Consider the following 22,312-nt stretch of genomic DNA (forward strand, 5'->3'; position numbering starts at 1 on the left):
TCTTGTCCGCACCACCGGACACCTTCTCCCCCAAGGGGAGAAGGGGTGTGCCGTCACCTCACCGCGTCACCAGCTGCTTCAGCACGGACCCCGCCTCGCGGATCTTATCGAGCTCTTCCTTGGTGATGCGGATGGCTTCGTCGATCTGGGCGAAGCTGTGGTCCGAGGTGATGAAGAAGCGCAGGCGGGCGGCTTTTTCGGGGACGGCGGGGTAGATGATCGGCAGGGCGTTGAGGCCGCGCTTGAAGACGCGATCGGCGAGGACGGCGGCTTGCGGGCTGTCGCCGACGATCACGGGCACCACGGCATAGCCGCGTGAGAAGCCGGTATCGAGCCCGGCGGCGCGCGCGGTGTCGACGAAATGCTGGCCGTTCTCGCGCAGCTTGGCGACGCGCCAGGGCTCGTCCTTCAGGATCTTCAGCGAGGCGAGACCGGCGGCGGCGAGCGGCGCCGACAGGCCGACGGAATAGACGAAGCCGCCAGCCTTGACCTTGAGATAGTCGACCAGTGCGGCGCTGCCGCAGATATAGCCACCGCAGCCCGACAGGGTCTTGGACAGCGTGCCCATCCAGATTTCCACATGGCTGGGATCGACGGCGAAATGCTCGCCGATGCCGGTGCCCCTGTCGCCGAGCACGCCGAGGGAATGGGCCTCGTCGACCATCAGCCAGGCGTCATGCTTGGACTTCACCTCGATGAAGCGCGGCAGATCGGGGAAATCGCCATCCATCGAATAGAGGCCCTCGACGGCGATCAGCACCTGGCGATACTGGCCGCGCACCTTGGTGAGGAGATCGTCGACCGCCTGCCAGTCATTGTGCGGGAACGTGAGACGTGCCGCACCGGACAGGCGCGCGCCTTCGGCGATGGAGTTGTGGATCAGGGCATCGATGAGGATAAGGTCCTTGGGACCGAGCAGCGTGCCGATGGTGGAGACATTGGTGGCGTGGCCACTGACGAAGACCACCGCGCTCTCGGTGCCATAGGTTTCCGCGAGCGCCTGCTCGAAGGCGCGATGGATGTCGCGCTCGCCGGCCACAAGGCGACTGGCTGAGACGGAGGTGCCGTAGCGATCGACAGCATCCTTGGCAGCCTGCTGCACGCGCGGATCACCGTTGAGGCCGAGATAGTTGTAGGACGCGAAGTTGAGATAGCTCTGGCCGTCGATGGATGTGGTGGCGCCGGCCAGACCGTCGTGGGCGCGGAAGAAGGGGTTGTCGATCCCCATCATCTGCGCGGCAGCGCGCTGCATGCGCAGCTGCTTGTACTCCTCAAGCTGCGAGAAGTCGAAAGACGTCACAGCCTTGGCGCGCGTCGCCGCCACTGGCGGCGGCGCGTCGGGCCGCGCCTTGCGGTTCTTGCTCGCTTCCCGCAGACCGGCGATCAGGGCATCCTTTGCCGCGCCGGAAACACCACCATAGCCACGCTTTTGATCGGTCATCAGAGCAGTCTTTTCAGATTGTCGGCGTTTTCTTCAATGGTGCCTACAAACGCAGCCACGTCCTCGTCCATCTCGCCGTCAAGATGGCGGGCGGCGACGAGCTCTCCGGCTTCCGAAGCCGAGCTGCTGTCGTTGCCATGCGCCTTTTCGACGATGCGGCGGGCGATGTCGGCGAGCGAGCCGCCGTTGGCCAGCGACAGGATCGGGATCTCGACGCCCAGCTTCTGTTCGGCCGCCATCCGGAGTTCGACCGCCATCAGCGAGTCCATGCCGATATCGACCAGCGGACGCGCCGGATCGATCTCGTCGGCCGGCAGGCGCAGGATGCGGGCGATTTCGCCGGCCAGGAGGTCGCTGACCACCTTGACTGCGGGGCCGTGCTCCAGCTCCTTGATCTTCTGCAGAAGCTCACCGTCTTCCATGGCTTCGCTGCCATGGTCGCCGGCGCGACCGATCACCTCGGAGGCGAGCGGCGTGTTGAGCAGCGTCAATTCGCGGCGCGCCGTCGCCCAGTCGATGCGGGCATAGGCGACGACCGGCTGTTCGGCCCCGCTGTCGAGCACCAGGCCGAGGCCCTCGAGCGCGGCCTTGGCAGTGAGCGACTGCTTGCCCATGCGCGTCGACAGCACGGCGTTGACCGCCATGTTGCGGGCAAGATAGCCGGCGTCGGCGATCGCGCCCCAGGCAACGGCGACAGCCGGCAGACCGGCCGCGCGACGGGCGCGGGCAAGGCCTTCCAGATAGGCGTTGGCCGCCACATAGGACGCCTGGCCGGGGTTGCCGATCAGCGTGGTGGCCGACGAATAGAGCACGAACAGGTCGAGATCGAAGCCGCGGGTCAGGCGGTCGAGGATCTCGGCACCCGTGACCTTGGGTGCCATGACCTTGCGGATGCGCTCGTCGTCGAGGTTCATGAACAGCGCGTCGTCGATCACCATGGCCGTATGCAGCACGCCCTTGAGCGGCGGCATGGTCGAACGGATGGTCGACAACAGGCCGGCGACGGCCTTCTCGTCGGTGAGATCGGTGGCCGACAGCACCACCTCGGCACCCGCCGCGCGCATGGCCTCGATGACCGGCGCGGAGGCTTCCGTGGCAGCGCCCGAGCGGCTGGCCAGCACCAGATGACGCGCGCCGCGCTCGACGAGGAAGCGCGCCGTCTCGGCGCCGAAGCCGCCCAGACCGCCGGCCACCAGATAGGTGGCATCGGCGTGGACGGTGACCGGCTTGCCGCCGGCCCGGTTCTCGACGGACGGCGGGCGGACCAGGATCTTGCCGGTGTGGCCCGACGCCTGCATCAGGCGGAAGGCGTCGGTGATCTGGTCGGCCTCGAACATGCGGAAGGGCAGTGGCGTGAAGACGCCGCCCTCGAAACCGTCCACCAGATCGCGGAACAGGCGCTCGGTCAGCTTCGGACGGTGGGTCAGCAGCTGGTCGGCGTCGACGCCGAAATAGGAGAGGTTCTGGCGGAAGGGCCTGAGCGCGATGCGCGAGTTGGCGTAATAGTCGCGCTTGCCCAGCTCGACGAAGCGGCCGAAGGGCTTGAGGCACTCGATCGAGCGCTCCATGGCCTCGCCGAACAGCGAGTTGAGCACCACATCGACGCCCTGGCCGCCGGTCAGCTCCATCACCTTGTCGGCGAAGACCAGCGAACGGGAGTCGAGCACGTCATGGGCGCCGAGCATGCGGAGCAGAGCCCGCTTGTCCGGCGAACCGGCCGTGGCGATGACACGCGCACCGCGCGACAGGGCGATCTGCAAGGCAGCAAGACCGACGCCGCCGGCACCGCCGTGGATCAGGATGGTCTCGCCTTCATCGAGGCGCGCCAGCTCCACGAGAGCGTAATAGGCGGTGAGGAAGGTCACCGGAATGGTGGCAGCGGCCTCGATGTCCACATTGGCCGGCAGCGGCGCCAGCGCCTTTTCAGCCACTGTCACATGGGTGGCAAAGCAGGCGGGCGCGAAGGCGATGACACGGTCGCCGGGGCCGAAGCGCTTGGCATCCGGGCCGACGCGGGTGATCACGCCCGAGCATTCCATGCCGAGCGTGGCGCCGGCGAAGCCGTCTTCCAGCGCTTCTTCCGGCAGCAGGCCGAGCGCCCACATGACGTCGCGGAAATTGAGGCCGGCGGCGGCCACTTCGATCTCCACCTGATCGCCGGTGAGCGCCGGGCTTTCGACCGTGTGCCAGCGCAGACCGTCGAGCGACCCCTGCCGCTCGATGCGGAGCGTGCGATAGGTGGGACCGTCGGTGCCACATTCGATGGCGCGATCGATGAGCGACGGGCCGACCATGTGACGCAGCGCGGCGCGACCACGGGCGTCGACGATGATTTCCCGCTCGGCCGGCGGCGCGTCGAGGAGATCGGCCAGGCGCTCCGCGCCTTCCGAGGGCTCGAAGGCGACGGCGAGGTCGACCATGCGGGTTTCAATGCCGGGATATTCGTTGATCACCACGCGGCCAAGGCCCCAGACGCCGGTCTCGACCGGACGGATGGTGCGGGAGCCGTCGGCGCCGGAGCCGCCGGGCGCCACGATCCAGAGGCGAGCCGGGGGCGTCATGGCGCCGTTGAACACGGCATGCAGGGCCATGACGCGGTCATGCAGGGCTTCCAGCGGGCTCCCGCCTTCGGGGGCGGTGACGGCCGGCTGGAAGACCACGTCCTTGATGTCGCCGCTCTTGAGGAGGGCGGCCAGATCGGCGTCCGTTCCGGCGTCGATGGCCTCCACCAGCATGCGGCCGGCGGTGTTGCGGTGAACACTGGCAACGCGCACGGCGCGATTGCGGCGGGCGAGCACGGCGGCAAGCGCGTCGGCGGTGCGGCGGTTGCCACGGTCCCCGTCGATGAGGATCAGCACCGGATCGGCGGCAGTGGCCGGCAGCGCGGCGGCACGCTGCGGCGCCTTGGCGATGAGGATGGCGGCACGCGCGGCGTCGGAGTTGAGCGAGGTGGCCTCGACAGCCTCAAAGCCGGCCGCGGTGAGGGCGGCAACATGCCCCTCGGTACCCTTGCGGGTTCCGACCGGGTATTCAGGCGCGATGCTGCCGGTCCACCAGGACACGGACTGGCCGTAGACCAGATCGGCGAGCAGCGTGGCGTCGGGCTCGACACCGACCATCAGGCCACCGTCGGCCAGCAACTGGCGGAGGCGCCCGAGCGTCTCGGAGGCCCGTGGCTGCGAGCCGAGCGCGACGGTCAGCGCCACATCGAAGCTGCGGTCGCCGGACGTCGCCAGTTCGTCGAAACTCGACACGGTGAGGCCGTTCTGATCGGCGATCGCCATGCGGGCAAGATCAAGACGGCTGTGATCGCTGTCGGCGATGACGACGGAGGTGACGGTGGGCAGCTTGATCGCCTTGCGGGCGATGGCAACGGCCTCGGCCCCAACGATCAGCATGCGCAGCGGCCGGTCGCAGCTCCATTGCTCCGCAAGATCGGTGGCCAGGCGCGAAACGGCGTCATGCAGCGGCGCGGCAGAGGGTGCGGCACCTTCGAGATGGGCCTGAAGCGCGGCCGGCAGCACATGGTCGCTGTCGGACAGCAGCCCCTCGGCAAAGCGCTTGCCGAGCGCGGAGGTGAGGCGCACCAGCGACATGGCTTCGGCGATGCGATCGGGCTGGGTCGCCACCAACGTGGCGATCACGGTATCGGCGGCCGGGTAGGGCGCGTCCTCGGCGAGGGTGATCCCCTCGTCGTCACGCGTCAGGGCGCCGTCTTCCTCAAGCGCTTCGACTGCGCGATAGAACAGCGGCAGGGCCGACAGATCGACACGCTTGCCATTGACGGCCGCTTCGAAGGTCAGGCGACCATCGGGGTCGGCGATGCGGCGCAAGGTCTCGAAGATCACCGCGCGGGCGCCGGCGTCGATCAGCAGGCTGGCTTCGTCGGCATCGGGCGCCTCGCTGGCACCAACGCCCAGATCGGTGAGATGCGCAACGGCCTTCGACCAGACGGCCGGGAACTCCACCACGTCGCCGGCTTCGGCGAGACGGATGGTGCGGGTGGTGAAGGTGAGCTCGTCGGGATCGGCGGCGCGGCTGAGATGCACCGCCTTGAAGCGGACGCCCTCGGCCCGGGCGATGACCCGGCCATCGGCGGCGGTCAGCGTGAAGCTGGCCTCCACCGATCGCGGCGACGCCTTGGTGATATCGACCAGCGCAAAGGCCGCGGTCTCGCCGTCGGCGAAGACGCGCAACTCGTCGATGCGGATCGGCAGGAAGGCGGTGCCCGGTTCGGCATTCATCGTGCGCGTGATCAGCAGGAACAGCCCGTGGAAGCTGGCGTCCAGCAACGTCGGATGCAGCACCATCCTGGCGTCGCCGACCACATCGGCCTGGTCCGCCGACAACTGGACGAGGAGCGAACGCTCGCCGGTCGGCACAACGGAGGTCGCGCGCTGGAAGGCCGGGCCATAATGCAGGCCGAAGCTGCGGGTCAGCTCGTAGAGAGCGCTCGCCGCCATGGGCTCGCCGGTGGGGGCGGGGAGGGTGACAACCGGAACGTCCTGGCTCGGCGGAACACCGACGCGGGCGCGGACGTGCAGATTGAACGCCGCCGCGGCAAGGCGCGTGCGGCTCGACACATCAATGATGTCGCTGGCAGCGTCGAGCTCCGTACGGATCTCGGCCATCTCGCCGTCTTCGAGCACCAGCGGGCGCAGGATGTCGAGGTCGCGCAGTTCGAGCGGGCCACGCGTATGGCGCTTGCGCGCCGCGCTCAGCAGCAGCTCGACGAAGCCGGCGGCCGGGAACACGGTGGACAGCTCGACCTTGTGATCGGCCAGCCAGGGCACGATCACCGCGTCCACATGGGAGAACCACGGGCCGGTGCCGTGCAAACGCTGGTAGCCGAGCAGCTGATGATCAGGGCCGAGACCGTAGACGTCGGTCGACTCGGGCGATTCCTCAATGCGGAAGGGCTGGTTCTGCCAGGGGTAGAGCGGCAGCCCGTCGGGCAGGCTGAGCCGCTGGCCGAAGAAGCGCTCGTCGTCCACATGCGCGCCATGGGCGATGGCGCGGGCGGTGATCATGCCGAACAGGTCGGATCCCTCGCTGTCGCTCTGTTCGAGCGAGGTGAGGCAGGCTCCGGTGCGGTTCACGCCTGCGATGCTGTCGACCACATAGTTCTTGAGAACGGCATTCGGGCCGATCTCGATGAACACGCGCGCACCGGCGTCGGCCATGGCTTCGACAGCCTGACGGAACAGCACAGGGTTGCGAACGTTCAGCCACCAGTATTCGGCGTTGAGATCCACACCGGTGGCCCGAAGGCCCGTGACCGTGGAGTAGAACGGAAGATCGGTGGTCCGCGGGCGCAAGGTGGCCAGCGCGTCGATCAGGTTCTTGTGGATCGGCTCGATCAGGTCGCTATGGAAGGGGTAGGCGAGATTGAGCTTGCGCGCCGCCCAGCGGCGCTTCTTCATGGCGCGCGCGAAGTCGGCAACCGCCTCGTTGGTGCCCGACATGGTGACCGAGCGCGGGCTGTTGTCGGCCGCAAGCACCAGTCCCTTGAAGTCCGGCTCGTCGATGACCTTGGCAACCTCGGCCGCCGACACCTGCAGCGCGGCCATGCCGCCAAGGTCGCGCGTGACCTCCTGCTGCGTCGAACGCACGTGGATGAGGAAGACGGCCGCTTCCAGCGACAGGGCGCCACTGGCCCAGGCGGCTGCAACTTCGCCAACGGAGTGACCGGCGACCATGTCCGGCGACAGACCGCGCGCCTTCAGGCTGTCGGTGATCGCCACCTGGATGGCGAACAGGAGCGGCTGGGCGATCTCGGTGCGGTCGATCTCGGACGGCAGATCCTGCGAGAACAGCTGCGTCGCCAGCGACCAGCCGGAAATGCGCATGAACAGCCGCGAGACATTGTCGAAGCTGCTGCGGAAGGTGGCGTCGCTCTTGTAGGCGACCTGGCCCATGCCGGCCCACTGCGAGCCGTTGCCCGAATAGACGAAGGCCACCTGGGCATTGCGCCCGGCGGCACGACCGGCGACGAAACTGTCGGCCTTGGCCTTCGACAGGAAGGCTTCCAGCGAAGCGGACAGCTCTTCCGGCGTCGAACCGAGGGCCACAAGGCGATGGTCGAGGCGATCGCGGCGATGGGCGGCGGCGTTGGTCAGCCGTGCAGCTTCGGCGACATCGGCCGCGGCAAGCTTGCCCTTGAAGTCCTGCGCCACAACCTGCAGCGCTTCCGGGCTCTGGGCCGAAACGATGAGCGGCACGACCTTCTGCGGCGCCTTGGGGCGCGGCACTTCGTGCGGAGCCGGCTCGCGGATCACCGCATGCGCATTGGCGCCGCCGAAGCCGAAGGAGTTGATGCCCACGTGCAACGGACGACCGATGTCGTGCAGCGCACGGGCTTCGGTGACCACTTCGATGTTGAGGCCGTCGAAGTCGATGTCCGGGTTGGGCGTGTTGAAATGCAGCGAGGCGGGAATGCGGCGCTTTTCGAGCGTCAGCTGCGCCTTGAGCATGCCGGCGAGGCCGGAGGCCGCCTCGAGATGGCCGATGTTGGTCTTGACCGAGCCGATCGGCAGACGCTCGGCACGCTGGCGGCCAAGGATGGTACCCAGCGCCTGCGCTTCCGCCGGATCGCCGACGCGCGTGCCGGTGCCATGCGCTTCCACATAGGCGAGGGCGCGCGGATCGATCTCGAAGCGATCGTAGACATGACGGAGCAGGGCAGCCTGCTGCTCACTGGAGGGCAGCGACAGGCCGACGGTGCGACCGTCGGAATTGATGCCGGAGCCGACGATCACGCCGCGGATGGGGTCTCCGGCGGCAATGGCGGCATCGAGGCGCTTCAGCACGAAGGCGACGGCACCTTCCGATCGCACATAACCGTCACCATCGGCGTCAAAGGCACGGCAGAGGCCGGTCGGCGACAGCATCGAAGCGCGCGAGAAACCGACAAAGGCAAAGGGCGACAGCAGCATGTTGACGCCACCGACCACGGCCGTGTCGATGCGGCCGGAGCGCATGGCCTCCAGCGCTTCATGCAGGGCGACGATGGACGACGAACAGGCGGTGTCGACGGTGAAGCTCGGGCCCTTCAGGTCGAAGACATAGGAAATGCGGTTGGAGACGATCGACAGCGTGTTGCCGGTCATCAACTGGATGTCGGTCGAAGCGGGGTCGGTGATGAAGCGGTTGGAATAGTCGACGCTGGCGGCACCCACGTAGACGCCGGTTTCGGAACCCGCGAGAGACGAGGCAGGAATGCCGGCGTGCTCAAAGGCTTCCCAGACCACCTGCAACAGAATGCGCTGCTGCGGATCGATCTGCAGCGCTTCGCGCGGCGAAATGCCGAAGAACATGGGGTCGAACCCCCAGGGATCGTCGATCTGGCCGGCGCGCCACGTATAGCTCTTGCCAACCATCTTGCGGTCCGGATGGCCAAGCCGGTTCTTGGCCCAGCGGTTATCCTGAACCTCGGACACCACACAACGACTCGCGTCGAGAACAGACCAGAACGTCTCCGGGTTTTCAGCCTGAGGCAATCGGCAGGAATATCCGACAATCGCAATGGCTTCTTTCGCACTCGACATTAAATCCGAACCTCTATCTCTTCATCGATTGTTCGGCGGAGATGAGCCTACATCTCTAGTTCGCTGCCCCCCGAAAGACGAACCGACCGAACACTGCAAATCCTGGCACTTTTGATCAGCAATACACAATGATGCCAACTGGGCATCGCCATGACATCTCGCACGGATTTCCCAATCGGGCAATATGTCGCTGCAACTCTGCCTGTACCGTCACCGGTTGTCGGTGCATTAAAACCGCAAGTTCGGCATCAACTTATTTACGGTCCGAATTCGCCGCACTTGCCTGCACTTCCTTGACGTCGGTGAAGCGGACCTTCGTCCATTTGTCGCGAATGTAGTTGAAGGCGTAGCCCGAAGTTGCAAGCAGGACCGGATCGCCATCCACATCTTCTGCGAGTGAGCTTCGGTTGCCGTTGATGAACTCGGCAACATCGGTCTTCTCGCCGCCGAGCCAGCGCGCCATGTTGTATTGGCTCGCCTCGAAGCCGACGTCGAGCCCGTATTCCTGTTCCAGCCGGTTCTGCAGCACGTCGAGCTGCAGCGCGCCGACAAACCCCACCAGCGCCGGCGAACCATCGACCGGGCGGAACACCTGAACGACGCCTTCTTCCGCCAGCTCCTGCAGGGCCTGCTTCAGTTTCTTCGCCTTCATGGCATCTTCAAGGCGAACGCGGCGCAGGATTTCCGGCGCGAAGCTCGGTACGCCGACGAAGGTGATATCCTCACCCTCTGTGAGCGTGTCGCCGATGCGCAGCGTGCCGTGGTTGGGAATGCCCACCACGTCGCCCGCCCAGGCTTCGTCGGCGATCTGCCGTTCCTGCGCAAAGAAGAACTGCGGCGCATGCAGGCCCATGGTCTTGGCGGTGCGCACATGGCGCACCTTCATGCCGCGCGTGAGCTTGCCCGAGCACAGGCGGATGAAGGCGATGCGGTCGCGGTGGTTGGGATCCATGTTCGCCTGGATCTTGAACACGAAGGCGCTCATCTTCGATTCGTCGGCCTTGACCACGCGGCCGTTGGCAGCTTGGTCGCGCGGCGGCGGGGCATACTTTGCCAGGCCGTCCAGCAGATCCTTGATGCCAAAGTTGCGTAGCGCCGAGCCCCAGTAGACCGGCGTGAGATGGCCTTCGCGGAAGGACGCAAGGTCGAAGGGATTGGTGCCATCGACCGCCAGCTCGATGCCTTCGCGCAGGTCGGTGAGATAGCGGGTCTCCAGCATGGCATCGAGCGCGCTGTCGTCGATCTCGTCGGAATGGTCGTCCGACTTCTCGTTCATCAGCCGCGTCATGCGCGTCTTGAGATCATAGGTGCCGATGAAGTCCTTGCCGGAGCCGACCGGCCAGGTCATCGGTGCGGTGTCGAGCGCCAGCGTCTTCTCGATCTCGTCGAGCACCTCGAAGGGATCACGCGATTCGCGGTCCAGCTTGTTGATGAAGGTGACGATGGGAATGTCGCGCATGCGGCAGACTTCGAAGAGTTTGCGCGTGCGGTCCTCGATGCCCTTGGCCGCGTCGATCACCATGATGGCGCTGTCGACGGCGGTCAGCGTGCGATAGGTGTCTTCGGAGAAGTCCTCGTGGCCTGGCGTGTCCAGGAGGTTGAAGACATTGCCGCCATATTCGAAGGTCATCACCGAGGTGACGACGGAAATGCCGCGATCGCGTTCGATCTTCATCCAGTCCGATCGGGTGCGGCGGTTTTCGCCGCGGGCACGTACCTGACCGGCAAGCTGGATGGCTCCGCCGAACAGCAGCAGCTTTTCCGTCAGCGTGGTCTTGCCGGCGTCCGGGTGGGAGATGATGGCGAAGGTACGCCGCCGCTCGATTTCATGGGCAAGCCGGGCTTCCGGAGTTGAAGGCTGAAGGGTCACGTCGTTCATTTTGCTGCTGTCTCGATGGGCCGCCCGAAAAAGTGCGCCAAACCACCAACAACGCCGCCGTTTGTCAACCTCCAGCCGGACGGGAAGAGGGCAATTCTTCAGGATTCTGCCGCAGCCGGCCTGTCCGCGCCGATGAAGTCGTGCACGTCGCGCGTATCGAGCAGTTCATTGAGTTCGCGCACGACCTCCGGTGTGAGGCGCGTGGCCAGGACATCCTTGGCCATGTCGACTCGCCAGACGAGGTCGCGCAGCACCATGGCGGTGGACCGGGTGAAGCCCGACGGATCGCCAGCTTCGCCCACCAGCCGTTCGGCCAGGGATATGAGCGCCGAATCGCGCGTCACCAGCAATCCGTCCGGTCCGGCCGCCTGAACCGAGGCAAGCAGCAGCCGGACGAGGCGCAGGATCACCTGCCCATCCACAGTGGCGGACCAAGTCAGACTGAGCGGCGGAAGGGCCTCCGCCGCGGCTTTCGCGGACATTTCGTGCTCTGGCTTTTTGGCTTTGCGGTGCAGGATCGCCGAATGATGTTTTGGGCCGGTCGAGCAGGCTCGGAACCGGTTATTGGCGCGATCGATCGACGGCCATATTGGCACGCTGGTTGGTAAGTTGCAGCGGCGGCTTGCGATTTCTGCCGTGCACCGGTGAAGCATACGTTAACCGACCTGTCAGAAATGGCGAGGCTCGACAATGATCGCAAGGCCTTGGCCGGTCACCTCCCGTGGACCCCGCTGTGGAAAATGTCCGGACGGTCAAAAAAATGGGATCGATGACGCAAGGGCGTTGACAGGCCAATCCCGATCGGGTACCAGACACCCGCAGCCGACGAAGCAACGCTTCACCGGCAGCACCCGATACCGACGGGATCCTGCTGGGGGATAATTTAACGGTAGAATAGCGGACTCTGACTCCGTTCGTCTTGGTTCGAATCCAGGTCCCCCAGCCACTTCATTTCTCTACGCTTTTTCCGTTTTCGTGGTGGAACATTTCGGGCCGGTCGGGCGGATCGGTCGGGAAACTTTGTTCTCGCTTCGAGCTTCCGGATGGCCGATTCAGCAAGAGCGGGATCACGGCTGAGGTAGTGCGCATCGAGGATCGAGCGCACATCGCGAAGCGAATGACCGGTTAGTGTTGCAATCTCCGCTTCGGTGCATTCTGCTTTGGCGAGCTGTGTCACTGCCGTTCCTCTGAGATCGTGAAACGTCAGTCCGACAATACCCGCCTTGTCGCAAGCCTTGGCCCAAGAGGCGCGGAAGCCGGCCTCGGTCCATGGCTAGCCATACGAGTTCACAAGGATAGGCGAGGGCGCGCGTACGCGGATCGGGTCCAGCATCGCCTTGAGCGCTGCAGCAACGGGGATGACCACGCGCACACCTGTCTTGCTCTGCCTGAGGCGGATTTTCTCGCCGTCGTAGGCAAGCCGCGAGAGCTTGAGCAGGTCGCCCTGTCGCTGTCCGGTCCAAAGCGCCAGCATGAGCGGAAGGTGCAAATGGGGCGCGCTGACTTCAGGAAGGCGGCCTCATCGTTGTCCGTCCAAACACGGTCGTTGGATCCGCCCTGTAGAGGCGTCCAGCCTTCGAACACGGGTTGACCGTCACCAGTCCACGCCCCTCGGCCCATGATAGGATTCGAGCGAAGACGGACCACGTGTAATCGGCTTGGCGACATTCTTGAAAAGCATGACGTCTGACGCTCTGGTGAAAGAGCGCAGCACCTGACCTGCCCCCCCCGGCTGCTCAGGTACAGTTGTTGAAAACAGGCGCGTTGGGATCCAATTTTCACAGGAAAGAAGGATCTAAAACTTGCAACCTGAGATGTGGAAAACACGTTAAAGTTAATGACAGAGACCTATCGCTCGTATTGAATGTCTTGTGGAGGCAAACATGCTCCACGCTCATTCTTCATCGAACCCCGACAAATCGGACTGGCAGAGTCTGCAGGACCATAGCCTTGCTGTGGCGTCGCTGGCGATGCGATTTGGTTCGGTGATGGGGCTGTCGCCAGCCGGTTGGCTGGCCGGTCTGCTGCACGATATCGGCAAATACGATCCTGCGTTTCAGAAGCGCTTGGAAGGTTCGAAGGAGCAGGTGGAGCACTCGATTGCCGGCGCTACGCTGGTGCTGCTCAAGGTCTTGGCGCCGCGCGACAGGGTGATTGCCGAGCTGATCGCGCACGCCATCGCCGGGCATCATGCGGGATTGCCGGACAGGTCCGGCGATCCATCTTCGCTTGATGAACGCGTCGTCAACTGCGATCTTGCGAAGCTGGATCCCCAATGGCTGGAGGATCTGCGACCCGAGTTTGCCGACATTGGCCAGTCCGGCCCCATGAAGGGCGCCAAGGCGCATCTCGGCTTCCGGCTCGCCTTTCTCGGCCGCATGATCTTCTCCTGCCTCGTCGACGCGGACTACAAGGACACCGAAGCCTATTACAACAAGATCGAGGGCAAGGTGGCCGATCGCGCCTGGAAGTCGCTCACCGATTTGCTCCCGGCGCTTACCGCGGTGCTCGATCGCGATCTTGCGGCCAAGGCGGCCGAGGGCGGCGACGGCCCGGTCAACCGGCTGCGTCAGCGCGTGCTGGATCATGTCCGCAGACAAGCCGGCGAGGCGTCCGGGCTCTTCACCCTGACGGTACCGACCGGTGGCGGCAAGACACTGACCTCGCTCGCCTTCGCGCTCGACCACGCGCGCGCCCATGGCAAGACGCGCATCATCTACGCCATTCCCTTTACCTCGGTGATCGACCAGACGGCGGGCATCTTCAAGGATCTCTTCGGGGAAGAGGTGGCGCTGGAACACCATTCGGCCATCGACGATGAGAAAATCCGGAACAGGTCGAGCCGCGACAAGCTGAAGCTGGCCATGGAGGACTGGGCGGCGCCCATCGTGGTGACGACGACGGTGCAGCTCTTCGAGAGCCTGTTCTCGGCACGGCCGTCGCGCTGCCGCAAGCTGCACAATATCGCGAACTCGGTCATCATACTCGACGAAGCACAGACCCTGCCGCGCAGCCTGCTCATTCCGATTCTGCGGGCGATCGAGGAACTGGCGGCCAACTATTGCTGCACGGTGGTTTTGTGCACTGCCACACAGCCGGCAGTGGCGGCCCGCGAGAATTTCCCTGGCTTGCCAGGGCCGATCCGCGAACTAGCGCCCGACCCGGCCGGATTGGCGACGGAGCTCAAGCGCACCCGCCTCGACTTCGCCGGCACGATGGACAACGGAGCGCTGGTCGACAGCTTGCGGCCCCTGGAGCAGGCGCTCGTGATCGTCAACAGCCGCGCCCATGCGCTGGATCTCTACAAGGCCGCGCGCGAGGCGGACCTTCAAGGTGTCATCCATCTGACGACGCGGCAATATGCGGCGGACCGCAAGCGCATTCTGGACGACGTTCGGGCGCGCCTGAAGGACGGACGACCCTGCCGGCTTGTGGCCACATCCTTGGTCGAGGCCGGGGTCGACGTCGATTTTCCGCGCGTATTCCGGGCCGAGGCCGGGCTGGACCAGATCTCCCAGGCGGCGGGGCGCTGCAACCGCGAGGGGCGGCGCGATGCTGAGACCAGTTTCGTCACCGTGTTCAAGCCGGAGGGCTACACGACCCCGCGGGAAATCGCCGGACTGATCGGCGATTTCGAGCGCATCCGCGGCAAGCACAGCGATCTGTTTCAGCCGGCGGCCATCGAGGAGTATTTCAGCGAGGTGTTCTGGCGGCTAGGAACGCAGGGGCTGGATGCCCAGAAAATTCTGCCCAAGCTGCAGTTCGATCTGGCGACGGGGCGGAGCGACTTTGCCTATCGCACGGTGGGCGAAGCCTTTCGCATGATCGAAAGCGGCCTCCTGCCGGTGATCGTGCAAGGCGACGACACGGCGCGGAAGGCTGTGGAGGATCTGTTCAATTCCGACATTCCCTCGGGTGTTCTTGCCCGCCGGCTGCAGACCTATGTGGTGCAGGTGCCGCCCAAGGCGCGCGCCGAACTGATGGCAGCCGGCCATGTGGTGCTGAAGGCCGAGAAGGAGCGCGGCGATCAGTTTGCCGTGTTGGTCAACGGGGATCTTTACCACTCGGAAACCGGGCTCATCTGGGAAGACGGGCCGAGCCTCTCGGCGGACCAGACTTTTATTTGATTGGGATGGAGGCGTTTCATGCCCTATGGCATCCGATTGCAGGTTTCAGGTGCGCGGGCCTGTTTCACCCGGCCCGAGATGAAGGTGGAGCGCGTCTCCTATGACGTGATGACGCCGTCGGCCGCACGCGGCATTCTGGAGGCGATCCACTGGAAGCCGGCGATCCGCTGGATCGTCGACGAGATCCATGTGTTGAAGCCGATCCGCTTCCAGTCGATCCGCCGCAACGAGGTGGGCCATAAGGCGCCGGCCGGCAAGATCAAGCAGGCCATGAACCGGGGCGACCTCGGCGATCTTCAGATACTGGTCGATGAGGACCGCCAGCAGCGCGCCGCCACCGTGCTGGTGGACGTTGCCTATGTCATCGTCGCCCATTTCGAGATGACCGCGAAGGCGGGGCCGGAGGATAACGAGGGCAAGCACCTCGACACATTCAACCGGCGAGCCGAACGCGGCCAGTGCTTCCACCAACCTTGCCTGGGGACACGGGAGTTCGACGCGCGGTTTGAGCTTCTCGCCCCCGAAGCGCCCCTGCCCATGGCGACCCCGAGCGATCGGACACCCGGTCTGGGCTTCGGCCAGCCGCGCGATCTCGGCTTCATGCTGTTCGACATCGATCACGCCGCACCCGGCCGCCCGTCGCTGTTCTTCCGCGCCGCGCTGAAGGACGGGGTGATGACGGTGCCGCATCCCGAGGCAAAGGAGGTGCTGCGATGAGCATTCTCGCGTCCCTCGTGCGCGCCTACGATCGGCTGCCCGACGCACCGCCGTTCGGGTTTTCGTCGGAAAAAATCGGCTTTGTGATCTCGCTCAACGAGGACGGGACACCGGCGGGCAAGCCGACAGACCTCCGCGCCGAGGATAAGAAACGGACGCCGGTGCAGATGTTCGTGCCGGCGGCCATCAAGCGCACGGTGGGTATCGCGCCCAACTTCCTGTGGGACAAGACGTCCTATGTCCTTGGGATTACGGCAGGCGAGGGCAAGCGTACTGCCGATGAGCATGCCGCGTTCGTGAAGCGACATATGGAAGATCTGGCCGCCGTCGACGACTCCGGCCTCAAGGTCCTCATTCAGTTCCTTTCAGCATGGACGCCGGAGCGATTTGCCGAGTTGGAGTGGCCGGAGGAGATGAAGGACCAGAATGTGGTCTTCTGTCTTGAAGCGGAGCGGAAAAGCAACGTCCGCCTGCACGACCGCCCCGCAGCCAAGGCGCTCTGGGCCCGGCTTTCGGCGGCCGGCGACAAGACGGAAGCCATCTGTCTGGTGTCGGGCGAACGGGGACCGGTGGCCCGATTGCATCCGGCGATCAAGGGCGTCTGGGGCGCGCAATCCTCCGGCGCCTCCATCGTCTCGTTCAATCTCGACGCCTTCACCTCCTACGGCCACGAGCAGGGCGACAATGCGCCCGTGTCGGAGATGGCGGCGGCGGCCTACACCACCGCGCTGAACACCTTCCTGCGCCGCGACAGCGGCCACAGCATCCAGATCGGCGATGCCTCCACGGTGTTCTGGGCGGATGCGAGCGAGGCGGAGAAAGTTGCTGCCGCCGAAGGCCTGTTCGCAGGCTTTTGGGACGATGACGAGGAGGGCGGGGCGGAGCCGGCACCGGGCGCCTCCGATGGTATCCACACAACTGCGATCCGCGGCAAGCTCGAACAGATCCGGGAGGGCGTGCCCCTGAAACACGTGGAGCCCGAGCTTGCAGAGGGGGTGCGCTTCTTCGTGCTCGGCCTGGCCCCCAACGCGGCCCGGCTCTCCATACGCTTCTATTTCGAGGATGACTTCGGGGCGATCACAGAGAACTACCAGCGTTATCTGGCCGACATGCGGATTGAGCCGCCACCACGCGGCGGCCGACCGGCACTGTGGAAATATCTTGCCGAGACGGCGGTGCTCGGCAAACGCGAGAATGTGCCGCCCAATCTGGCCGGAGAGTGGATGCGCGCCATCCTCACCGGTAGCCGCTACCCACAAACCCTGCTCGCCACAGTGCTGATGCGCCTTCGTGCCGACAAGGACGTGAACGGGCTGCGTGTGGGGATTCTGAAGGCGCTGCTCATTCGAAATCTGAACAGGGAGGATACGCCCGTGGCCCTCAAGCCAGATTATCCCAGCAAAGGCTATCAGCTCGGACGGCTTTTCGCCGTCTATGAGCGCATCCAGTCCGACGCCCTCGGCGGCAAGGTCAACGCCACCATCAAGGACAAGTTCTACGGCTCGGCATCTGCCCAGCCACGCAAGGTGTTCGGACTTCTGGAAAAGAACTCGGCCAACCACCTGTCCAAACTCGGCAAACAGAAGCCGGGGCTGAAGGTGAACCACGAGAAGCTTGTCGGCGACATCCTCGGTCGAATGGACCCTGGAGAGGATCCCTTTCCGACCGCCTTTTCCGCCGAGGATCAGGCCCTGTTCGGCCTCGGCTATCACCATCAGCGCAGTGAATTCTTCAAGTCCACCAAGGACACCCATTCCGAGGAGACCGCCCAATGACCGCTCTCGCCAATCGCTATGACTTCGTGCTCCTGTTCGAGGTGACGCGGGGCAATCCCAACGGCGACCCGGACGCCGGCAACATGCCGCGCATCGATCCGGAGACCAATTACGGCCTCGTCTCGGATGTCAGCCTGAAGCGCAAGATCCGCAACTTCGTCGAAATGGCCCATGCCGGGGAAGAGGGCAGGCACATCTATGTGCAGGAGGGTTCCATCCTCAACGAAAAGCACCGCGAAGCCTACAAGGCGTTGCGCCCCGGCGATACCAAGGTGGAGAAAGACGCCAAGCTCAATCCCAAGGACGATGCAGAGGCGAGAAAGCTCACCGACTTCATGTGCCGCAACTTCTTCGACGTGCGGACCTTCGGAGCGGTGATGTCGACCGGCATCAACTGCGGCCAGGTGCGCGGCCCGGTGCAGATGGCTTTCGCCCAGTCGATCGAACCCATCGTGCCGCAGGAAATCTCCATCACCCGCATGGCGGCTACCAATGAGGCCGAGAAGAAGCAGAAGGCCGAGGGCGACGACAGTTCGGACCGTACCGACAACCGCACCATGGGCCGCAAGCACATCGTGCCCTACGGTCTCTACCGCGCCCATGGCTTCATCTCGGCCAAACTGGCGGAGCGCACCGGTTTCAGTGAAGCCGATCTCGACCTGCTGCTGACCGCACTGGAGAGCATGTTCGAGCACGATCATTCTGCCGCCCGCGGCGAGATGGCCAGCCGCAAGCTCATCGTCTTCAAGCACGACACCGCGCTCGGCAAGGCGCCGGCACACAAGCTCTTCGATCTCGTCCAGGTCGGGCGCAATATCGACGGCGCGTTCCGTGCCGTGGATGACCCCGGCATCGGCAACGCCGCCCCCGCGCGCAAGTTCTCCGACTATCTCGTCGAGATCGACCGCGCCAGTCTTCCCGACGGCGTCGAGATCATCGAGCGTCTGTGATGGACGGGCAGGGTGCCACTTCCATCGCTTCCCAGGAGCCGGGGAGTGAGCCCATCCCGCTCTCCGCTCTGCAACACGCGGTCTATTGTCTGCGGCAGGCGGCGCTGATCCATCTGGAGCGTCTTTGGGAGGAGAACCGTTTCACGGCGGAGGGGCACGTGCTGCATGTGGTCGCCGACAAGCCCGGTAGCCGCCGTGCGCGCGGCGTGCGCCGGGTGACCGGTCTTGCGCTCGGTGCGCCGCGGCTCGGGCTTGCCGGCGTTGCCGATCTCGTCGAGTTCCGCCAGGAGGCCGATGGCGAGACCGCCTTTCCGGTGGAATACAAGCGTGGCAAGCCCAAGCTCCACCGCGCCGACGAGGTGCAGCTTTGCGCACAAGCGCTCTGCCTCGAGGAGATGACCGGCCGGCCGGTCTCCGCCGGCGCGCTCTTCTACGCCGAGACCAAGCGCCGCGTCGAGGTGCCCTTCGACGACGAGCTGCGCCGGCTGACGCTTCAGGTCGTCTCCGAACTGGCGGAAGTCTTCCGCACCCGAAGCACGCCGCCGCCAACTGTCCACCGCAGCCGCTGTCGCGCGTGTTCGCTCATCGATCTTTGCAAGCCGGATCTTGCCGGACGCGACGTGCGCGGCTGGCGTCGCCGCATGGTCGATCGGCTGATTGCCGAGGCGCTCCCATGAAGAAGCTGCTCAACACGGTCTATGTGACGACCGAAGGCGCCTCCCTGCGCAAGGACGGCGAAAACCTGGTGGCCGAGGTGGAGGGGGCCGAGCGCGCCCGCGTACCGCTGCACATGCTGGCGTCGCTGGTTGTCTTCGGGCCGATCTTCGTCTCGCCGGCCCTGATCGGCGCCTGCGCCGGCGGCGGCATCACCATCGTGCTGCTCGACCGGGCCGGCCGCTTCCAGGCGCGCATCGAAGGCCCAGTGAGCGGCAACGTGCTCTTGCGTCGGGCGCAATATCGCGCTTCCGACACCCCGGAAGAGATCGTCCGCTCCTTCCTCGTCGGCAAGGTTGCCAACCAGCGTGCCGTGCTTCAGCGGGCGTTTCGCGATTACGGCGAGGACTATTCCATTGCCGAGAAGGCTGCGCTGGAAGGCGCTGTGGATCGCCTCGGACGCATTCTCGCGCGCATCGAGCGACTTGACGATACGCTCGACACCTTGCGGGGCTCGGAAGGGGAGGCGGCGCAGATCTACTTCTCGGTTTTCGACCTGTTGATCCGCAGCCCCGACGCCGAGCTTCGCTGGAGCGGTCGCTCGCGGCGCCCGCCGCTCGACGCCATCAACGCGCTCCTGTCGTTTCTCTATGCCTTGCTCACCCACGATTGCCGCGCCGCAGCGGAGGCCGTGGGTCTCGATCCGGCGGTCGGCTTTCTGCACCGCGACCGCCCGGGCCGTCCGTCGCTGGCCCTCGACCTGATGGAGGAACTGCGCCCCGTGCTGGCCGATCGGCTGGCGCTGTCGCTCGTCAATCGCCGCCAACTGCGTGCCGGCGACTTCGTGACCGAGGACAGCGGAGCCGTCCGGTTGACCGACGAGGCGCGCAAGACGGTGCTGGCGGCCTGGCAGGACCGCAAGAAGGACGAACGCCAGCATCCTTTCCTCGACGAAAAGGCTCCCCTCGGCCTCGTGCCCTATCTGCAGGCGCAAATGCTCGCCCGCCATCTGCGCGGAGACATCGATGCCTATCCGCCCTGGTTCTGGAAATAGGAGGCTTGGTTGCTCGTATTGGTGACCTACGATGTCAACACCATCGAGGACGGCGGCAAGGGGCGTTTACGTCGCGTTGCCAAGGCTTGCCGCGACTACGGCCAGCGCGTACAGTTTTCCGTCTTCGAGATCGAGGTCGATCCGGCGCAATGGGTGCGACTGAAAGCGGAGTTGGAAAGCATCATTGACCCCAAGCACGACAGTTTGCGCTTCTATCACCTGGGTGCCAATGGCCAGCGCAAGGTGGAACACGTGGGCGCCAAGCCTGCCACCGACCTTGGCGGCACGCTGATCGTTTAGGATCGCGCTGAGAGCGGTGCATCACTTGAGCCGGCGTGCCTCGGTTTGGGACAGGCGCGGCTGCGCCTGCCAAGGGCCTCCGAAGGCTGTCAAAGGGTCTCATTTTCGCCCTCAGCAATCCACCGCAACATCCGGTGCGAACCCCAAGCGTGTCGTCGTTTCCCGGCAGGTTCGCGCAGGTTCTAGTTCATTGACATCGTGAACGTTTTTCCCGAAGCGCTGCCGAGCGGCATGGCGCGGTTGGCGCATCGACAGCGCTTTCGCGCCCGGAACGGGGTTTTCTTCCTCGCATCAAGACGATAGTGAAAGACTGTCGCCCCTCACGCAGGGGCGTGGATCGAAACGTGTATCAGGTCGTCCACACGCGCCTCACCCTCGGTCGCCCCTCACGCAGGGGCGTGGATCGAAACTCCGCCGATGACCCAGCCCGATACGACCGCGTGGTCGCCCCTCACGCAGGGGCGTGGATCGAAACACGGATAACGCTACGGCTGTGCTCGCTGATGCAGAGTCGCCCCTCACGCAGGGGCGTGGATCGAAACTGTGCCTGGCTGCGATTGCTGACGGTGATCGCGCCGTCGCCCCTCACGCAGGGGCGTGGATCGAAACGTCGAATGGCTGATGGGATGGTCTCCCGGGTGGACGTCGCCCCTCACGCAGGGGCGTGGATCGAAACCATGGATCAGACCCTAGGCCAGCGCTTGATAGAGCGTCGCCCCTCACGCAGGGGCGTGGATCGAAACCTGCTCAACAAGATTGATGGGCGGCTCACCCGCAGTCGCCCCTCACGCAGGGGCGTGGATCGAAACAAGCCGCTCCGGACCATCCGATGCGGTCTTGCTGGTCGCCCCTCACGCAGGGGCGTGGATCGAAACTCGACGGGCGACCCCGATGCGGTTTCGGCGCTCGGGTCGCCCCTCACGCAGGGGCGTGGATCGAAACAACGCGGCCTGCATCGCCGCCTGATAGGACTTTGTCGCCCCTCACGCAGGGGCGTGGATCGAAACATGCTGACGAAGTCCGCTGACGCCGACGTCTGGGTCGCCCCTCACGCAGGGGCGTGGATCGAAACCCACCGGCGCCGGCGCATGTCCGGGCGCTTGCGAGTCGCCCCTCACGCAGGGGCGTGGATCGAAACAACTGATCAGCGGCGATAAATCGAGACCTCCACGCGTCGCCCCTCACGCAGGGGCGTGGATCGAAACCCCGACCGTGTGAATTTGTCCGACCTGACCGCCAAGGTCGCCCCTCACGCAGGGGCGTGGATCGAAACTCGTGCTCGACGGCAATGCGGCGGGCGCATCGTAGTCGCCCCTCACGCAGGGGCGTGGATCGAAACTTGGCCCCCTGGCGGTGACGCCGCATTGGTCCCGTCGCCCCTCACGCAGGGGCGTGGATCGAAACGTCAATCTTGCTCTGCCAGTCGGCGCGCTCCTGCCGTCGCCCCTCACGCAGGGGCGTGGATCGAAACCCCCCTCCGCCGCAGATTGCCCTTGTCGTCGAACTGTCGCCCCTCACGCAGGGGCGTGGATCGAAACTTCGGCGCCCGTGCCGAGGTAGGCGAGGCGGCCGGTCGCCCCTCACGCAGGGGCGTGGATCGAAACCACATGCCTGTGATTGAGTTGCCGATGATCGTAATGTCGCCCCTCACGCAGGGGCGTGGATCGAAACAGCAGGATCGCATAGGGCTTGGCGTTGACCTTGAGCGTCGCCCCTCACGCAGGGGCGTGGATCGAAACAAATGTGCGCGATCGGAAGCGCCAGCGATCCGGCCCGTCGCCCCTCACGCAGGGGCGTGGATCGAAACTCCTGCGACGAAGCCAAGCTGGAGCGGCACGGCAAGTCGCCCCTCACGCAGGGGCGTGGAT

12 protein-coding genes, 1 tRNA gene and 1 CRISPR repeat array are annotated in these 22,312 nt (G+C 65.1%); of the genes, 8 read left to right on the forward strand and 5 right to left on the reverse strand.

Features of this window, described 5'->3' with window-relative positions; all coding sequences use genetic code 11:
- Nucleotides 1-58 precede the first annotated feature (58 nt).
- The 4 genes from L2I41_RS18820 to L2I41_RS18835 form a co-directional block, all read right to left on the reverse strand.
- A complete protein-coding gene (locus tag L2I41_RS18820; protein ID WP_237155124.1) occupies nucleotides 59-1,441 on the reverse strand; it encodes an aminotransferase class I/II-fold pyridoxal phosphate-dependent enzyme in 1,383 nt (460 codons plus the stop codon).
- The gene (locus L2I41_RS18825) at nucleotides 1,441-8,988 is read right to left on the reverse strand and encodes a type I polyketide synthase (protein ID WP_237155125.1); all 7,548 of its coding nucleotides are present in this window, start codon (nucleotides 8,986-8,988) and stop codon (nucleotides 1,441-1,443) included. The genes L2I41_RS18820 and L2I41_RS18825 overlap by 1 nt, the downstream gene beginning before the upstream one ends.
- A gap of 253 nt (nucleotides 8,989-9,241) precedes the next feature.
- Nucleotides 9,242-10,867 (reverse strand): peptide chain release factor 3, encoded by a 1,626-nt coding sequence (locus L2I41_RS18830; protein ID WP_237155126.1) that lies wholly within the window; start codon nucleotides 10,865-10,867, stop codon nucleotides 9,242-9,244.
- A 98-nt stretch (nucleotides 10,868-10,965) separates the two neighbouring features.
- Nucleotides 10,966-11,349 carry a hypothetical protein gene (locus L2I41_RS18835; RefSeq protein WP_237155127.1) on the reverse strand — a complete coding sequence of 128 codons (384 nt, stop codon included), beginning with the start codon at nucleotides 11,347-11,349 and terminating at the stop codon, nucleotides 10,966-10,968.
- Nucleotides 11,350-11,739: 390 nt separating this feature from the next.
- On the opposite strand from L2I41_RS18835, the gene L2I41_RS18840 reads away from it, so the two are divergent.
- A tRNA-Gln gene (locus L2I41_RS18840) sits at nucleotides 11,740-11,813 on the forward strand.
- Nucleotides 11,814-12,140: 327 nt separating this feature from the next.
- On the opposite strand, the gene L2I41_RS18845 is transcribed toward L2I41_RS18840, so the two are convergent.
- On the reverse strand, nucleotides 12,141-12,356 hold the full coding sequence (locus L2I41_RS18845) for a site-specific integrase (RefSeq protein WP_237155128.1): 216 nt from the start codon (nucleotides 12,354-12,356) through the stop codon (nucleotides 12,141-12,143).
- Between the two features lie 394 nt (nucleotides 12,357-12,750).
- Between L2I41_RS18845 and cas3 the strand changes: the two genes are divergently transcribed.
- Genes cas3 through cas2 form a run of 7 tightly spaced genes read left to right on the forward strand, consistent with a single transcriptional unit; the run spans nucleotide 12,751 to nucleotide 20,444 of the window.
- On the forward strand, nucleotides 12,751-14,994 hold the full coding sequence (gene cas3 / locus L2I41_RS18850; RefSeq protein ID WP_237155129.1) for a CRISPR-associated helicase Cas3': 2,244 nt from the start codon (nucleotides 12,751-12,753) through the stop codon (nucleotides 14,992-14,994).
- An 18-nt stretch (nucleotides 14,995-15,012) separates the two neighbouring features.
- Nucleotides 15,013-15,711 (forward strand): type I-C CRISPR-associated protein Cas5c, encoded by a 699-nt coding sequence (cas5c, locus tag L2I41_RS18855; RefSeq protein ID WP_237155130.1) that lies wholly within the window; start codon nucleotides 15,013-15,015, stop codon nucleotides 15,709-15,711.
- Nucleotides 15,708-17,486: a type I-C CRISPR-associated protein Cas8c/Csd1 gene (cas8c, locus tag L2I41_RS18860; RefSeq protein ID WP_237155131.1), complete on the forward strand. Its 1,779-nt coding sequence runs from the start codon at nucleotides 15,708-15,710 to the stop codon at nucleotides 17,484-17,486. The genes cas5c and cas8c overlap by 4 nt, the downstream gene beginning before the upstream one ends.
- Complete coding sequence (gene cas7c / locus L2I41_RS18865) at nucleotides 17,483-18,436, forward strand: type I-C CRISPR-associated protein Cas7/Csd2 (protein ID WP_237155132.1); 954 nt, start codon at nucleotides 17,483-17,485, stop codon at nucleotides 18,434-18,436. Before cas8c ends, cas7c begins: the two co-directional genes overlap by 4 nt.
- On the forward strand, nucleotides 18,436-19,113 hold the full coding sequence (cas4, locus tag L2I41_RS18870; RefSeq protein WP_237155133.1) for a CRISPR-associated protein Cas4: 678 nt from the start codon (nucleotides 18,436-18,438) through the stop codon (nucleotides 19,111-19,113). The genes cas7c and cas4 overlap by 1 nt, the downstream gene beginning before the upstream one ends.
- Complete coding sequence (gene cas1c, locus L2I41_RS18875) at nucleotides 19,110-20,144, forward strand: type I-C CRISPR-associated endonuclease Cas1c (RefSeq protein ID WP_237155134.1); 1,035 nt, start codon at nucleotides 19,110-19,112, stop codon at nucleotides 20,142-20,144. Before cas4 ends, cas1c begins: the two co-directional genes overlap by 4 nt.
- Before the next feature lie 9 nt (nucleotides 20,145-20,153).
- Nucleotides 20,154-20,444, forward strand: a complete 291-nt coding sequence (gene cas2 / locus L2I41_RS18880; protein WP_237155135.1) for a CRISPR-associated endonuclease Cas2 — start codon at nucleotides 20,154-20,156, stop codon at nucleotides 20,442-20,444.
- A 312-nt stretch (nucleotides 20,445-20,756) separates the two neighbouring features.
- Nucleotides 20,757-22,251: a CRISPR direct-repeat array (repeat unit 32 nt; unit sequence GTCGCCCCTCACGCAGGGGCGTGGATCGAAAC).
- Nucleotides 22,252-22,312 lie beyond the last annotated feature (61 nt).

Origin of the sequence: Oryzibacter oryziterrae (assembly GCF_021864535.1) — a bacterium.
GTDB classification, from domain to species: domain Bacteria; phylum Pseudomonadota; class Alphaproteobacteria; order Rhizobiales; family Pleomorphomonadaceae; genus Pleomorphomonas; species Pleomorphomonas oryziterrae.

Excerpts from the sequence above, each read along its gene's own strand:
- L2I41_RS18835 (WP_237155127.1), bottom strand. The coding sequence starts at position 11,349 with ATGTCCGCGAAAGCCGCGGCGGAGGCCCTTCCGCCGCTCAGTCTGACT.
- cas3 (WP_237155129.1), top strand. The coding sequence starts at position 12,751 with ATGCTCCACGCTCATTCTTCATCGAACCCCGACAAATCGGACTGGCAG.
- L2I41_RS18825 (WP_237155125.1), bottom strand. The coding sequence starts at position 8,988 with ATGTCGAGTGCGAAAGAAGCCATTGCGATTGTCGGATATTCCTGCCGA.
- cas7c (WP_237155132.1), top strand. The coding sequence starts at position 17,483 with ATGACCGCTCTCGCCAATCGCTATGACTTCGTGCTCCTGTTCGAGGTG.
- cas4 (WP_237155133.1), top strand. The coding sequence starts at position 18,436 with ATGGACGGGCAGGGTGCCACTTCCATCGCTTCCCAGGAGCCGGGGAGT.
- cas5c (WP_237155130.1), top strand. The coding sequence starts at position 15,013 with ATGCCCTATGGCATCCGATTGCAGGTTTCAGGTGCGCGGGCCTGTTTC.
- cas1c (WP_237155134.1), top strand. The coding sequence starts at position 19,110 with ATGAAGAAGCTGCTCAACACGGTCTATGTGACGACCGAAGGCGCCTCC.
- cas8c (WP_237155131.1), top strand. The coding sequence starts at position 15,708 with ATGAGCATTCTCGCGTCCCTCGTGCGCGCCTACGATCGGCTGCCCGAC.
- L2I41_RS18820 (WP_237155124.1), bottom strand. The coding sequence starts at position 1,441 with ATGACCGATCAAAAGCGTGGCTATGGTGGTGTTTCCGGCGCGGCAAAG.
- L2I41_RS18830 (WP_237155126.1), bottom strand. The coding sequence starts at position 10,867 with ATGAACGACGTGACCCTTCAGCCTTCAACTCCGGAAGCCCGGCTTGCC.